The sequence below is a fragment of the Actinomycetospora corticicola genome (genome assembly GCF_013409505.1).
Classification (GTDB): domain Bacteria; phylum Actinomycetota; class Actinomycetes; order Mycobacteriales; family Pseudonocardiaceae; genus Actinomycetospora; species Actinomycetospora corticicola.
On sequence record NZ_JACCBN010000001.1, the window covers coordinates 4,084,056 to 4,096,767 of the forward strand.

At 73.8% G+C, this 12,712-nt stretch carries 15 protein-coding genes; 6 read left to right on the top strand and 9 right to left on the bottom strand.

Annotation, left to right across the window (positions count from 1 at the left end):
* Nucleotides 1-16: 16 nt before the first annotated feature.
* From BJ983_RS19875 to BJ983_RS19885, 3 genes are all read right to left on the bottom strand, one after another.
* Nucleotides 17-733: a response regulator transcription factor gene (locus BJ983_RS19875; RefSeq protein WP_179795400.1), complete on the bottom strand. Its 717-nt coding sequence runs from the start codon at nt 731-733 to the stop codon at nt 17-19.
* Nucleotides 730-1,953 carry an ATP-binding protein gene (locus BJ983_RS19880; RefSeq protein ID WP_179795401.1) on the bottom strand — a complete coding sequence of 408 codons (1,224 nt, stop codon included), beginning with the start codon at nt 1,951-1,953 and terminating at the stop codon, nt 730-732. Before BJ983_RS19880 ends, BJ983_RS19875 begins: the two co-directional genes overlap by 4 nt.
* A gap of 135 nt (nt 1,954-2,088) precedes the next feature.
* A complete protein-coding gene (locus tag BJ983_RS19885) occupies nt 2,089-2,844 on the bottom strand; it encodes a phosphoglyceromutase (protein ID WP_179795402.1) in 756 nt (251 codons plus the stop codon).
* Nucleotides 2,845-2,999: 155 nt separating this feature from the next.
* Between BJ983_RS19885 and BJ983_RS19890 the strand changes: the two genes are divergently transcribed.
* From BJ983_RS19890 to BJ983_RS32445, 3 genes are all read left to right on the top strand, one after another.
* Nucleotides 3,000-3,371: a hypothetical protein gene (locus BJ983_RS19890; protein ID WP_179795403.1), complete on the top strand. Its 372-nt coding sequence runs from the start codon at nt 3,000-3,002 to the stop codon at nt 3,369-3,371.
* Nucleotides 3,372-3,447: 76 nt separating this feature from the next.
* Nucleotides 3,448-4,740 carry a cupin domain-containing protein gene (locus tag BJ983_RS19895; RefSeq protein ID WP_179795404.1) on the top strand — a complete coding sequence of 431 codons (1,293 nt, stop codon included), beginning with the start codon at nt 3,448-3,450 and terminating at the stop codon, nt 4,738-4,740.
* Nucleotides 4,737-5,678: a sucrase ferredoxin gene (locus tag BJ983_RS32445; protein ID WP_179795405.1), complete on the top strand. Its 942-nt coding sequence runs from the start codon at nt 4,737-4,739 to the stop codon at nt 5,676-5,678. The genes BJ983_RS19895 and BJ983_RS32445 overlap by 4 nt, the downstream gene beginning before the upstream one ends.
* Here the strand turns inward: BJ983_RS32445 and BJ983_RS19905 are convergent.
* Both BJ983_RS19905 and tatA read right to left on the bottom strand, forming a co-directional pair.
* Nucleotides 5,642-6,832, bottom strand: a complete 1,191-nt coding sequence (locus tag BJ983_RS19905) for an acyltransferase family protein (RefSeq protein ID WP_343054262.1) — start codon at nt 6,830-6,832, stop codon at nt 5,642-5,644. The genes BJ983_RS32445 and BJ983_RS19905 overlap by 37 nt on opposite strands.
* 35 nt (nt 6,833-6,867) lie before the next feature.
* Entirely contained in the window at nt 6,868-7,167 is a 300-nt protein-coding gene (gene tatA, locus BJ983_RS19910) for a Sec-independent protein translocase subunit TatA (RefSeq protein ID WP_179795406.1), read from the bottom strand.
* A gap of 175 nt (nt 7,168-7,342) precedes the next feature.
* Between tatA and BJ983_RS19915 the strand changes: the two genes are divergently transcribed.
* Complete coding sequence (locus tag BJ983_RS19915; protein WP_179795407.1) at nt 7,343-7,621, top strand: GlsB/YeaQ/YmgE family stress response membrane protein; 279 nt, start codon at nt 7,343-7,345, stop codon at nt 7,619-7,621.
* Nucleotides 7,622-7,718: 97 nt separating this feature from the next.
* Complete coding sequence (locus tag BJ983_RS19920; protein ID WP_179795408.1) at nt 7,719-8,156, top strand: OsmC family peroxiredoxin; 438 nt, start codon at nt 7,719-7,721, stop codon at nt 8,154-8,156.
* A gap of 27 nt (nt 8,157-8,183) precedes the next feature.
* On the opposite strand, the gene BJ983_RS19925 is transcribed toward BJ983_RS19920, so the two are convergent.
* Nucleotides 8,184-9,266 (bottom strand): MerR family transcriptional regulator, encoded by a 1,083-nt coding sequence (locus BJ983_RS19925; RefSeq protein ID WP_343054263.1) that lies wholly within the window; start codon nt 9,264-9,266, stop codon nt 8,184-8,186.
* 90 nt (nt 9,267-9,356) lie between these two features.
* Here BJ983_RS19925 and BJ983_RS19930 point away from each other — a divergent pair, with 90 nt between their 5' ends.
* Entirely contained in the window at nt 9,357-10,187 is an 831-nt protein-coding gene (locus BJ983_RS19930) for a hypothetical protein (RefSeq protein ID WP_218890366.1), read from the top strand.
* A 139-nt stretch (nt 10,188-10,326) separates the two neighbouring features.
* Here BJ983_RS19930 and BJ983_RS19935 read toward each other — a convergent pair whose 3' ends face one another.
* From BJ983_RS19935 to BJ983_RS19945, 3 genes are all read right to left on the bottom strand, one after another.
* A complete protein-coding gene (locus BJ983_RS19935; RefSeq protein ID WP_343054264.1) occupies nt 10,327-11,070 on the bottom strand; it encodes a pentapeptide repeat-containing protein in 744 nt (247 codons plus the stop codon).
* 86 nt (nt 11,071-11,156) lie between these two features.
* On the bottom strand, nt 11,157-11,696 hold the full coding sequence (locus BJ983_RS19940; protein ID WP_179795411.1) for a 2'-5' RNA ligase family protein: 540 nt from the start codon (nt 11,694-11,696) through the stop codon (nt 11,157-11,159).
* A gap of 66 nt (nt 11,697-11,762) precedes the next feature.
* Nucleotides 11,763-12,629: a TIGR03564 family F420-dependent LLM class oxidoreductase gene (locus BJ983_RS19945; RefSeq protein WP_179795412.1), complete on the bottom strand. Its 867-nt coding sequence runs from the start codon at nt 12,627-12,629 to the stop codon at nt 11,763-11,765.
* Nucleotides 12,630-12,712: the final 83 nt, after the last annotated feature.

Sequence of the window (12,712 nt, forward strand, 5' to 3'; positions counted from 1 at the left end):
GTTCCGGGTCACCCGATCAGGCGTCCAGCTTGTACCCGAGTCCGCGCACCGTGAGCAGGTGCCGCGGCTGCGAGGGCTCCGGCTCCAGCTTGGCTCGCAGGCGCTTGATGTGGACGTCGAGGGTCTTGGTGTCGCCGACGTAGTCCGCGCCCCACACCCGGTCGATGAGCTGGGCGCGGGTGAGCACCCGGCCGACGTTGCGCATCAGGTACTCGAGCAGGTCGAACTCCTTGAGCGGCAGCGCGACCTCGGTGGCCGTCCCGCCGGCGTCGACCGTCACCACGTGCCGGCCCACGTCCATCCGCACCGGCCCCGCCTCGAGGACCTGGCGGTCCGAGCCCGTCGACCCGCCGTCGGGAACGCCCTCGCCGCCCTCGCCGCGCCGCAGCACCGCGCGGACCCGGGCGATCAGCTCGCGGGCCGAGTAGGGCTTGGTGACGTAGTCGTCGGCGCCGAGCTCGAGGCCGACGACCTTGTCGATCTCCGCGTCCCGCGCGGTCACCATGATCACCGGCACCGAGGACCGCTGGCGCAGCGCCTTGCAGACGTCGGTGCCGCTCATGCCGGGCAGCATCAGGTCGAGCAGCACGATGTCGGCGCCGTGCCGCTCGAAGTCCTCGAGGGCGGCCGCGCCGGTCCCGGCGACGCTCGCCTCGAAGCCCTCCTTGCGCAGGAGGTAGGCCAGCGGGTCGGCGAAGGACTCCTCGTCCTCCACGATCAGCACCCTGGTCATCGGTCACCTCTGGTCGTCGGTTCCAGCACGGGGGTTCCGTTCCGGTGGTGGGTCTCGTTCCCGACGACCGGTGGGGTCGGGTCGGAGGGGTCGGCGGGCTCGGGCGGCGGCGCGGGCAGGCGCAGCGTGAAGGTGGAGCCGACGCCGGGTTCGCTCCACAGCGCGACCTCGCCGCCGTGGTTCGCCGCGACGTGCTTGACGATCGCCAGCCCGAGGCCGGTGCCGCCGGTGGCGCGGGAGCGGGCCGGGTCGACGCGGAAGAACCGCTCGAAGACCCGTTCCTGGTGCTCCGGGGGGATCCCGATCCCGCGGTCGGTCACCGAGATCTCCACCCGGTCGGCCACCGCGCGGCGCCGGACCGACACCGTCGAGCCGGGCGAGGAGTAGGCGATCGCGTTCTCCAGCAGGTTCGCCAGCGCCGTGACGAGCAGCGTCGAGCTTCCCGCGACCTCGAGGCCCTGCGGCGCGTCGAGGGTGAGGTCGGTCCCGGCGGCCTCCGCGGAGCTCCGGACGCGGGCGACGGCCTCGCGGACCACGTCGTCGACCTCGACCGGGTCCAGCTCGGGCAGCGGGTCGCCGCCCTGCAGCCGGGACAGCTCGATCAGCTCGGTCACCAGCGACCCCAGCCGGCGCGACTCGTGCAGGATCTTCGAGGTGAAGCGGGTGACCTCGGCCGGGTCGTCGGCGTCGAGCGCGGCCTCGGCCAGCACCGCCATCGCGCCGACCGGGGTCTTGAGCTCGTGGCCGACGTTCGCCACGAAGTCGCGCCGGACCGCCTCGAGGCGCACCGCCGCGGAGGTGTCGGAGGCCTCGACCACCACGAACCCGTCGCCGAGGGGCCCGAGCCGGGCGATCACCGACTGCGGGGCGCGCCGCGCGGCCACGGGCGGCGACAGGTCGATCTCGGCCGTGCCGCCCCGCTCCGCGATCCGGCCGGCGGCGGCCGCGATCCGGCTGTCCGGGCGGGCGTCGACGACCGCGCCGAGGAGTTCGGCGCGGTCGTTGGACAGCACGACGTCCCCGAACCGGTTGATCACCGCGAGGCCGGTGTGCGAGCGGCGGACGATCCGGGCCAGCAGCTCCGCGACGGTCGGGCCGGCCGCGACCACGGCCGCCCGCGCGCTCCGCGCCTTCCAGCGGACCCCGGCGACGCCGACGACGACGCCCAGGACCGCCGCGAGCACGACGGCCAGGACGGTCACGTACGCCGGGACGGCCACGACGCGATGGTAGGGCCGTCATCGGGATTTCCACCCCTGTCGGACCGCCGTTGGTGACCCGTCCAACCCCCGGCCGGGTGACTGTTGGCAGCCCGTTCAGGTGGTGTTCACCGCTGCGGGATCACCCCGCCCGGATCACCGGCCCTGGTTCGCCACCGCCGCGATCGCGTCCTTCGCCGCGTCCGGGTCCAGGTAGGTCCCGCCGGGGTTGGTGGGCCGCAGGTCGTCGCCGTCGGCCTCGAGGTCGTAGCGCAGCGGGATCCCCGTGGGGATGTTCAGCCCGGCGATGGTCTCGTCGTCGACGCCGTCCAGGTGCTTGACCACCGCCCGCAGCGAGTTCCCGTGCGCGGCGACGAGGACGGTGCGCCCGGCCCGCAGGTCGGGGACGACGGCCTCGGTCCAGTAGGGCAGCAGCCGCTCGAGCACGTCCTTCAGGCACTCGGTGCGCGGCAGCGCGTCGCCGAGGTCGGCGTAGCGGGGGTCACCGGTCTGGGCGTACTCGTCGTCGGGGTCGATCGGCGGCGGCGGCGTGTCGTAGGAGCGACGCCAGATCTGGAACTGCTCCTCCCCGTACTCCTCCATCGTCTGCTTCTTGTCCTTGCCCTGGAGCGCCCCGTAGTGGCGCTCGTTGAGCCGCCAGTCACGGCGCACCGGGATCCAGTGCCGGTCGCAGACGTCCAGCGCGATCTGGGCGGTGGCGATCGCCCGGCGCAGCAACGACGTGTGCAGCACGTCGGGGAGCAGCCCGGCCTCACCGAGGAGCTGGCCGCCCCGTCGGGCCTCCTGCTCACCGGTCGCGGAGAGCGGGACGTCGACCCACCCGGTGAAGAGGTTCTTCTCGTTCCACTCGCTCTGCCCGTGCCGCAGCAGTACCAGCGTCCCAACCGTCATGGGCCCGGACCCTAACGGGCGAGGCCGGGGGCGTAGGAGCGATCGGCCGGGGGTAGCCGTCCCGCGACCGGGCGGGATGTCCGAGGAACGGTGCACCACGCTGCCGTCGGTCCGAGGGCGGACCGCCCCCATCCCCCCATCGAGAAGGAGCAGCGATGAACGACGACGACATCACCACCTCCGGGTCGAACCCGGGCCACGGGCCCTCCGACGGCGGCGCCGCGGGTGGCGGCTCGGACGGCGGCGCCGACGGCGGTGCCGGTCACGGCCCGGCCGACGGCGGCGCGGCGGGCAACGGCTCCGACGGCGGTGCCGACGGCGGTGCGGGCCACGGCCCCGCTGACGGCGGTGCGTCCGGCGGCGGGTCCGACGGCGGCGCCGACGGCGGCGCGGGCCACGGCCCGGCCGACGGCGGCGCGTCCGGCAACGGGTCCGACGGTGGCGCCGACGGCGGAGCGGGCCACGGGCCGGCCGACGGTGGCGCCAAGGGCGGCGGCTCCGACGGCGGGGCCGACGGCGGCGCGTAGGTGCTTCGCAGGTGAGCACTAAGAGGGGCTATAGGCCCACTTAGTGCTCACCTGGCGCAGCCACATTGGAGGACACATGACCCACCGCCCCTTCCTGCGCCGCTGTGTCGCCGGCGACCTCGACGCCTTCGCCGACGAGGCGTGGGGCCGACAGGCGGTGCTCTCGCGCGCCGACGACCTCGCGAAGGACGGCGACCCCGACGCCGAGCGCGGCTTCGGCGACCTGTTCTCCCTCGACGCCGTCGACGAGCTGCTCTCCCGACGCGGCCTGCGCACGCCGTTCCTGCGCGTCGCGAAGCAGGGCACGGTCGTCGACTCGAAGCACTTCACCGGCGACGGCGGCGTCGGCGCCGAGGTCACCGACCAGGTCCGCGACGACCGGATCGCCGGGCTCTTCGCCGACGGCCACACCGTGGTGCTGCAGGGCGTGCACCGCACGTGGGACCCGGTGGCCCACCTCGCCACCGGCCTGAACGCCGACCTCGGCCACCCCGTGCAGGTCAACGCCTACATCACCCCGCCGTCGTCCACCGGCTTCTCCGCGCACTACGACGTGCACGACGTCTTCGTCCTGCAGATCGCGGGCACCAAGCGCTGGCACGTCCACGCGCCGGTACACCCCGACCCGTTGCGCAACCAGCCCTGGAACGACCACGCGGCCGCCGTGCGCGAGCAGGCTGCAGGCGAACCCCTGCTCGACGAGGTCCTCCACCCCGGCGACGCGCTCTACCTGCCCCGCGGCTTCCTGCACTCCGCGACCGCGCAGGGCGAGGTCTCCGCCCACCTCACGGTCGGCATCCACGTCCTCACCCGCCACGCCGTGCTCGAGACCCTCCTCGCCGGCCTCGCCGACGACCCCGAGCTGCGGGCCTCCCTGCCGCTCGGCGTGGACGTCGCCGACCCGGCCGCGCTCGCCCCGCACGTCGAGGCCGTCGCCCGGAAGGCCGCCGAGTACTTCGGCCGGCCCCTCGACGCCGGACGGACCTCGCGGCGTCTGCGCGGGCGCGTCTGGAACGGCAACCGGCCCGAGTCGCTGCTGCCGCTGCGCCAGGCCGCGGCGATCGCCGCCCTCGACGCGGAGTCCGTCGTCCGGCCGCGCCTCGGGCTCCGTCATCGGACTCTTCCCGACGCCGGGTCGGGGAAGGTCGTGCTCGACCTCCCCGACCGCTCGCTGGAGTTCCCCGCGGCGGCGGCGACCCCGCTCGCGACGCTGCTCGCGGGCGGTCCGGTGCGCCTCGGGGACGTGCCCGAGGACGAGGCCGGCGACGCGACGGTGGTCGCGCGACGGCTGTTGAAGGAAGGTGTCCTGGTGACGCCCGATGCGGTCACTGGCGCCGATCAGCGTGATGGAGGTACGACGGACACGTGACGGCGGAATCACTGACCCGGCAGGACCCGGCGGACGACCCGACGCAGTTCCGCTGTTCGGCCGCCGCCCGCGAACGGGACGACCCGCTGTTCGCCTCCGCCCCGCCCGCCCGGCGCTGGCTCCTCGTGGAGCACCCCGGGCCGTGGGGCTTCCAGGCGCTCGGCGGCGCGGGCTTCTCCGCCCCCGTCGTCGAGGCGATCGACGAGTTCTGCCGCACCCACGAGGCACGCTTCCAGCTGATCCGCCGCACCGCCGCGCGCGGTGCTCCCACGGAGGCCGGCGGCCGCTTCGCCGTCGTCGACTCCCGGATCGGCCACGAGTCGGTGCGCTGGGGCCGGGTGGACTCGCCCGAGGCGCTGCCGAACGCCCTCGCCGACCTCGAGGCGTCCACGACGCCGTCGGACGATCCCGTCTACCTGGTGTGCGCCCACGGCCGGCACGACGCGTGCTGCGCCATGCGCGGTCGCCCGGTGGCGGCGGTACTGGCGACCGAGTTCGCCGACCGCACCTGGGAGACCACGCACACCGGCGGGGACCGCTTCGCGGCCAACGTCGTACTGCTCCCCCACGGCCTCATCCTGGGACGGGTCCCCGCCACGGACGCGGTCCGCGTCGCCGAACGCTACGACGCCGGCGAGGTCGACCCGACGATGGTCCGCGGCCGCGCGGGGCTCGCGCCGGCCGTGCAGGGCGCCCAGCACCACGCCCGGCTCGCGCTCTCCGAGCACCGGGTGGCGGCACTCGCGCCGCTCGAGGTCACGCCCGACCCGACCGAGCCCGCCGTCGTGACCGTGCGGCTGGCCGGGCCCGAGGGACCGCTCGACGTCACCGTGCGGGAGCGGTGGATCCCTTCCGCGACCCCGCTGACCTGCAACGCGGGCCGTAACGCCTCGATGCGGACCTACGACCTGGTGTCGCTCGGCCCGACCCGCCCGTAGCGGCCGGGTCCGGCGTCCCACCAGGCCATCAGGCGGCGGTGGACCGGGCGTTCCACGGACTTCGTCAGGAGCCACCCGCACAGGACCCCGGTGACGATCATGAGGCCGGTCTGCAGCGTGGGGCCGACCCCGAGCTGCTGGGCCCGGCGCATCACCACGTAGCCGACGGTCTGGTGGGTGAGGAAGACGCCGTAGGAGATGCCCGCGAGCCAGGTGACGGCGCGGTTGACTCGGTCGGGCAGCCGGTCACCCCAGTCGGGGCCGACGGCGGCCAGGGTCATCGCGACGATCCCGCACCCGATGAGGACGACGGCGGTCCAGTCGGTGTCCCACCCGGTGGTGGGGTCCAGCGCCGACGTCTGCAGCGCGTGCTCACCGATCGCGGCGATCTCGAGCGCGAGGAAGTGCGGCAGGCGCAGGCGGCCGGTCGAGTACATCCAGACCGCCACGCCGGCGACGAAGAGGTGCCAGCGGAAGATGCCGAGGCCGTCGACGACGTACCCGTACATCGTCCCGACGGGGAGCGTGGCCCGGTAGTACCACTGTGCGGCGGGCACGAGGACCGCGAGCCACAGCACCACCCGGAGTCCGACGCCGCGGCCGAGCGGGCCGCGCCACATCACCGCGGCCAGGCAGAACGCCATCAGCTGCAGCGGGATCGTCCAGTACGAGCCGTCGACGAAGCCCCAGCTGGGGTCCCAGTGCCAGAGCATCACCAGGTTGGCCAGCAGGTCCCGCTTCCCCGGCAGGTACCAGCCGTCGGGAGCGAGGTAGCGCAGGAAGAGCCAGGCGTTCACCGTCGCGACGAAGAACGCGGGCAGCAGCCGGGCGAGCTTGCCCCACCACCAGCGGGCGGTCCCGCCGCGTCGGGCGCCGCCCCGCCGCACGGTCGCCGCCACGAAGTAGGCGGACAGGACCAGCAGCAGGCTCGCCCCGACCTGGTGCGGGAACGTGTAGTTCTTCGGCAGGATGTCGTGGTAGACGAGCGGGCCGATGAACGTCGAGTGGTAGAGCATCACCAGCAGGACGAACCCGCAGCGCAGGACGTCCCAGCTCACCCGTCGCGACGACCCGCCGGGGGTCTTCTTCGGCGCGCCCGCCGTGCTCGGGACGTGCGTCGCCGGCGAGGCCGGTTGCTGCACGATGTCGGTCACCGCGGGCACGCTAGCAACGCACCGCGATCGTCAGCTCACGAGGCGTGGCGCTCCGCGCTCGGCGGGTCGTCCTGCGCCGCGGCCGGTCGGGTCGAACCGTTCGTGCTCACGCCGCCTTCACCGGACGTGCGGGTGGGCTCGGAGGAGCGGACCGACTCGGGCGCACGGGTCGGCTCGGAGGGACGCCCGTCCTCGGACATCGCCCGGCTCTCGGCCTTGAGGATGCGCATCGACTGGCCGAGACCGCGGGCCATGTCCGGCAGCTTCCGCGAGCCGAAGAGCAGCAGCACCACGACGATCACGATCGCCCAGTGCACCGGGCTCAGTGATCCCATCGTTCCCACCTCGCATCGTCCTCGGCCGCGTGCGCGGCCGTTCGGCCGAAGGGTAGACCCGAGATGGTGAGCATGAGGCAAAGACCGGTGGAAACCCACGGACGGGAGGTTTGGTGACGGTCCGTCCGGGGCGACGTAGGGACTGCATCGTCACCTCGTCCGGAAAGGCGCCATCATGATTCTGACCATCCTCGGTTGGATCGTCTTCGGTCTCATCGTCGGCTTCATCGCCCGTGCCCTGGTCCCCGGCAAGGACAACATCGGCATCCTGCGCACGATTCTGCTCGGCATCCTGGGTTCGGTCGTCGGCGGCCTGATCGTCGCCCTGTTCACCGGTGGTCTGCGCAGCGGCGCCGCCTTCAGCCCCGTGAGCTGGATCGGCTCGATCGTCGTCGCGATCATCCTGCTGGTGATCTACAACAAGGTGACCGGTCGCAAGGGCGTCCGTCGCTGACCCCTCCGAACGGAGGGTTCCCCACCGGCCCCGGAATCGGACCATGGGGCCGTTCGGTTGTGTACGACCGAACGATCCCCGAGTACAGGAGGCAAGGATGCCGAGCCGCGACGCCACCACCCACTGGGAAGGTGGACTCCAGGACGGGAAGGGCAGCGTCACGCTGGACTCGTCCAACGCCGGACAGTTCAACGTCTCCTTCCCGACGCGCGCCGAGAGCCCCAACGGGCAGACCAGCCCCGAGGAGCTCATCGCCGCGGCGCACTCGTCGTGCCTCGCGATGAACCTCTCCGGCGTCCTGGGCAGCGAGAACCTGACCGCGAAGTCGATCGACGTCAGCGCCGAGGTGACGCTGTCGCCGGCGAAGGGCGGCGGGTTCGAGATCAGCGGCATCGCCATCACGCTCCGCGGCAAGGTCGACGGAGTCGACGACGCCAAGTTCAAGGAGCTGGCCAAGACCGCCGAGGAGACCTGCCCGGTCTCGAAGGCGCTCGCCGGCACCACGATCACCCTGGACGCGGCGCTCGAGAGCTGAGCAGCCCCTCCACGAACGGGCCGTCCGTCACCGTCTCCGGTGATGAACGGCCCGTTCGTCGTTTCCGGGCGCGACCAGATCCACGACGGCGCACGCCGCGTTGTCCGGCGCCCCGGCCTCCCGCACCTGCTCCAGGAGCTTCCCGACGACGGGTGCGGGCTCGGCGTCCGCGGTAAGCGTGCGGGCCAGCACCGCGTCGTCGAGCAGTGCCCAGACGCCGTCGGTGCAGAGCAGATAACGGTCGCCGACCCGGGCGGTACGCCGGTGCAGATCCGGCTCGTCCGTCCCCAGTGCCCGGGTCAACCGCGGCCGGTCGGGGTGGTCGATCGCCTCCTCCGGGGTCAGGCGTCCCTCGTCGATCAGGGACTGCACGTGGGTGTGATCGACCGTGAGCCGGGTGAGGACGCCGTCGCGCAGCAGGTAGGCCCGCGAGTCCCCCACGTGCGCGACGCCGACCCGGCTCCCGTCGCACCACAGCGCGGTGACGGTGGTGCCCCCGTCGCCCGTGGGCCCGATCCGCGCTGCAGCGGCCGCGAGGGCGTCGACCACGCGCGACCCGTCGGCCGCGATCACGGCCTCGACCGCGATCCGACTGGCGGTCGCCCCGCCGCCGTGGAACCCGTCGGCCACCACGGCCCGGTCACCCACCCAGGCCGCGCCGTCCTGCTGTTCCTCGCGACCGCCCCGCTCGAGGCCGCTCGCACCCACACACCGCACCGCACCCGTCGTCATGATCGTCTCCCTCCGCCACCGCGCGAGGAGGTCGGCGACGAGGTGCCGGCGTGCGGTCGTGTCGTGCTCGACCTGCCGCCACCAGGCCGCGAGGTCCGCGGCCGCCTCGTCGTCGGGCAGATCCACCAACACACCGATCCGGGCCAGTGGCATCCCGAGCCGCCGCAGCTCCGCGACCAGACGGGCTCGGCCCACCTGGTCGGCGTCGTAGCAGCGGTAGCCGGACGACGGGTCGACCGCTGCCGGCGTGACGAGACCGAGCTCGTCGTAGAGCCGCAGCGCCTTCGGCGTCAGCCCGGACGCGACCGCGAACGCCCCGATCGTCATCCGGTCCACGTCGCCACCCTCCTCGATCCGGGTCGATCCCGGACCGGTCACCACGCTCGACGTTGACCCGAGGGCAAGGTCAAGCCCGCCGCCCATCCCGTGCCCAGGGCACGCACATCTCCGGTGACGATCCTCGTGACCATGGGGATCACGTGGGTGCTGCTCGCCGCCGTCCTGTTCGGCGTCGGATCGGTGGCGCAGGCGGCGGTCCTGGCGGCGCCCGGTGTCACCTGGATGGCGATGCTGCGCCACCCCGCGTTCGTCGCGGGCACGCTCGCCGAGGCGCTGGGCGCGCTCGCGCACGTGATGGCGCTGCAGACGGTGTCGATGGCGGTCGCCCAGTGCGCCGTCAGCGGGAGCCTCGCCGTGACCGCCCTGGCCGCCCGGTGGTGGTTCGGCGCGCGCCTCGGCCTGCGCGGGATCGCCGCGGTCGGCGCCCTGTCCTCGTCGCTGGTGGTGCTGGCGTCGGTCGCCGGTCAGTCCGGGACCGCGACGGACACGGCCGTGCTCGAGGTCGGACTGTTCGTGACGGCGGCCGTGGTCGGGCTGGCAGGACTCGCCGGGGCCGTGGCGGGCCGGGCCTGGTCGGTCGCCGCCTGCTCCGGACTGGGGTTCGCGGCCTGCTCGACGGCGGTCAAGCTCGTCGACCTCACCCACCCGCTGTCCGCGCTCACCTCGGGCCCCGCGCTCGCCGCCGCCGTGACCGGTGTCCTGGGCTGCCTGTGGTGGACGGTCGCGCTGCGGCTCGGGACGGTCACCACGGTGACGGCCGTCGTGGTGGTCTCCGAGGTCGTCCCGCCGTCCCTGCTCGGTCCGCTGCTCGGGGACGAGGTGTCGTCGGCGTTCTACCTCGTCGCCCCGCTCGTGCTCGCGGTCGCCGCTCTCGCGTGCACGGTGCTCGCCCGGAGCGGGGCCGCGCAGGCCCCCGCACCCGTCGTCGGGAAGAGCGTGCCGGAGCCGGTCCCGGCGTAGCCCGGCTCCTGTGGCAGCGAAGCGTCGTTACTGTCATCCAGTGGCAGGTTCTCCACATCGTGAGCACCGGCTGATCTGACAGATGTCGCGGATCCGGACGCTCAGGCATCGGATCCGCTACATCTGCGCGCCGCCCTCGTCAGCGCCAGGCCGACGGCCGGTGCACCCGGGAGGGCAGCGTCGTCGCGGCGTCTCCCCGGGCGGAGGTGACTTGCGGGTTCGTCAGGAAGAGCACGCCGGACAGCGTCGCCCCGCGCAGATCGGCACCCCGCAGGTCCGCACCCAGCAGGTCGGCACGGCCGAGGTCCACGCCGCGGAGGTCGGCGCCCATGAGCAGCGCGCCGCGCAGCGACACGTCGACCATCCGCCGTCGCCGCAGGTCCTTTCCGACGAGGTCCGCCCGCGCCATCGACGCCGCGTCCGGTCCACGGACCGCCTCGCTCACCCGCCCCAGCAGCTCCCCCGCCTCACCGCGCACTGCCCCCACGTCCGCCTCCGGACCGAGGGCCGCCACCCGGTCGGCGAGCGCGGATCGCTCCGCGGCGAGCACGTCGAGCGGCTCCGCGAGGTACCAGAGCACCTCGTGCAGGGCGCGCATCGCGTCGAACGCCCCGAACGCCGCCTCCGGCGAGACCCGCCAGTCCGCCCGCGCCGTGACCCGCTGGCCGGCGCCGAAGCAGTCGAACGTCACGCACCCGGGGAAGCCACGCTCCGGCAGCTCGGCGTGGATCGTGCACGGCGCCGGCTCGCCGGAGACACCGACGGAGAGGTTCGGGCACGGGGTTCGGGCCGGCTTCGAGATCGCGAAGTCCGCCGAGCGTGTGAACGCGGGCGCCACGCAGCACAGCCCGGCACAGCGACCGCAGTCCGCCTCCAGCTCCACGGTCACCATCCTCCGCCCGGTCGACGATGTGGCTTTCCTGCCACTGGACGACAGCAACGACGCTTTCCTGCCACGACGGCTAGTACTCAGCGCTCCCCGGTGAGCGGCAGCTCCGCCAGCACCCGCCACGAGTCCGGCTCCCGCGAGCCGACCAGCAGGTGCAGCGACAGGATGCGCGCGTCGAACGGCAACTGCCCGACCACCCGGGCCTCGGCCGCCTGCAGGGTCGCCACCGAGGCCACGGACCCGTACCCGACCGTCAGGTGCGGGAGCGGTTCGTGCTCCCCGCGGTACGGCGGGCAGGAGGGGAACGCCTCCCACACGCAGGCCGTCAGGTCGGCGAACGGCGCCGACGGACGCGGAGCGAGCCAGAGGTAGTCCTCGCCGAACCACCCCGTCGTCGGGAAGGAGCAGTCGATCGCACCGGCGCCGGCGACGGCGTGGCGCAGCCGCGCGATCACGGCGTCGTCGATCTCGGCGGGCGGCAGGAACGGGTAGAGCACGGTGACGTGCGCGGGCACGCCGGTCGCCGTCGTCAGGTCGAGCTCCCGGCGCTCCTTCCCGACGACGGGTTCGGCCTCCGGGACCAGCGCGAGGACGGCGGACTCGGTCGGTGTGCTGCTCACCGGACCATCCTGCCGTGACGAGGACCCCGAAACGGCCACCGCGGTCGATCTCGTCAGGACCCGACCTCAGGCCGCCACGGCGCGCGCCACGTCGAGCACCCGCTGCGGTTCCTCGAGCGGCGCCACCAGGAGATCGGTGGTCCCCGCGTCCGCGAACCGGGCGAACTCGCGGGCGAGCTCCTCCTCGGTCCCGACGACGAGCGTGTCCGCCGGCCCCTGCAGGCCCGCCCGGTCGAGCACCGCGCGGTACGCCGGCATCGACTCCACCGCCGCGTAGTCCCGCGCGATGCGCTCCCGCAGCCCGTCCGGGTCGGTCGTCACGGCGGCGAGGACCTGCACCACGACCCGCTGGTCGTCGCGCAGCGCCGGGCGCAGGACCTCGCCCACGAGCTCCGGACGCACCCAGACCGCGACCGTGCCGTCGGTGAGGTCGCGGGCGACCTCGAGCATCCGCGGCCCGAGCGCGGAGAGCAGCAACGACACCGGGGCGGCGGGCACGGACAGCTCCGTGTCGACCGTGAAGAACCGCCCGCGGTGCTGCACGTGCTCGCCGCGCACCAGCCCGCCGACGATCTCCAGGTACTCGCGGCTGTGCGCCGCCGGGGAGGCGTAGGGCAGCCCGAGCTGGTCGGTGATCGACCACGCGTGGCTGGGCCCGAGCCCGAGGGTCAGGGGCGCGCCGGTCGCGGCCGCCACCGTGAGCGCCTCGGTCGCCGCGACGACCGGGTGCCGCGGGTAGGTGGGGACGATGGCGGTGCCCAGCTCGACGGTCGGGCCCACCCGCCCCGCGGCGGCGAGCAGCACGAGCGGGTCCCACAGGCCGGGCATCTGGTTCGTCCAGACGGAGTCGAGGCCGTCCCGGATCGCCGCCGCGACCTCGTCGGCGACGCGATCCGGGGTGGTGGCAAGGGTGATGTTCCGGCCGATGCGCATGCCTCCACCTCACGCGAGCCGTCGTCCCCGAACCAGATCGGCCTACGCTGTGCAGCGATCACGGGAACTGATCGACGGAGGTC

Coding starts and splice junctions, on each gene's coding strand:
- BJ983_RS19875 (WP_179795400.1), bottom strand. CDS start 733: ATGACCAGGGTGCTGATCGTGGAGGACGAGGAGTCCTTCGCCGACCCG.
- BJ983_RS19885 (WP_179795402.1), bottom strand. CDS start 2,844: ATGACGGTTGGGACGCTGGTACTGCTGCGGCACGGGCAGAGCGAGTGG.
- BJ983_RS19890 (WP_179795403.1), top strand. CDS start 3,000: ATGAACGACGACGACATCACCACCTCCGGGTCGAACCCGGGCCACGGG.
- BJ983_RS19895 (WP_179795404.1), top strand. CDS start 3,448: ATGACCCACCGCCCCTTCCTGCGCCGCTGTGTCGCCGGCGACCTCGAC.
- tatA (WP_179795406.1), bottom strand. CDS start 7,167: ATGGGATCACTGAGCCCGGTGCACTGGGCGATCGTGATCGTCGTGGTG.
- BJ983_RS19915 (WP_179795407.1), top strand. CDS start 7,343: ATGATTCTGACCATCCTCGGTTGGATCGTCTTCGGTCTCATCGTCGGC.
- BJ983_RS19920 (WP_179795408.1), top strand. CDS start 7,719: ATGCCGAGCCGCGACGCCACCACCCACTGGGAAGGTGGACTCCAGGAC.
- BJ983_RS19930 (WP_218890366.1), top strand. CDS start 9,357: ATGGGGATCACGTGGGTGCTGCTCGCCGCCGTCCTGTTCGGCGTCGGA.
- BJ983_RS19945 (WP_179795412.1), bottom strand. CDS start 12,629: ATGCGCATCGGCCGGAACATCACCCTTGCCACCACCCCGGATCGCGTC.